The 621-nt window shown below is 35.3% G+C and carries 1 protein-coding gene and 1 tRNA gene; both read left to right on the forward strand.

Annotation, left to right across the window (positions count from 1 at the left end; translation table 11 throughout):
• Positions 1-133: 133 nt before the first annotated feature.
• Positions 134-209 (forward strand) — tRNA-Phe (locus ARSQ2_RS09755).
• Between the two features lie 99 nt (positions 210-308).
• A complete protein-coding gene (locus ARSQ2_RS09760) occupies positions 309-581 on the forward strand; it encodes a hypothetical protein (RefSeq protein WP_181995178.1) in 273 nt (90 codons plus the stop codon).
• The last annotated feature ends 40 nt before the right edge of the window (positions 582-621 follow it).

The raw sequence follows: 621 nt of genomic DNA on the forward strand, positions 1-621 counted from the left end.
CAAAAAAAGAGCGCTCGAATGTGACACAGATATTTTGTTCGCACTCAATATGGTGTAATCAAAATTAAGTCGCTTAGCTATACAATAATTTTAATTGACGAAAATATCATAATCAGGTTTAATATGCCCTGTTGCCCAGATAGCTCAGTCGGTAGAGCAGAGGATTGAAAATCCTCGTGTCGGTGGTTCGATTCCGCCTCCGGGCACCATGATTTCAAGAGGTTACGTTCTTATCCTCTTACCATTCAAAATATTTCAGAATACCTCATCTGGTAAATTAGATAACCATTCAATACAACATAAACTAATTGCATCCTAATGATCGTTCACGTCTAGCAAAAATTCTTTCTAAAGAGGGATTTAGACGTTTATTAGAATTCTTAGATCCAGACAATCAATCACTTTTGAATTTACCAGAAAATAAAAAGCGGGCAGCCCTGCGACTAGAATCTATGGGCGATGAACAGTTCAGAGAGATTTTATCCAAAATTGAGGGAAATAGAGACTTACCTCAAAAAGAAATCAATGTATTTACAAAAAACAGTTGGTTAACATATCCCCATTTTCAGTTAATTATTTGAAGGTGGCGATTATATCAAACTAATAGTATGTTTAGTTCAT

The sequence above is a fragment of the Arsenophonus endosymbiont of Bemisia tabaci Q2 genome (assembly GCF_902713415.1).
Lineage (GTDB): Bacteria > Pseudomonadota > Gammaproteobacteria > Enterobacterales > Enterobacteriaceae > Arsenophonus.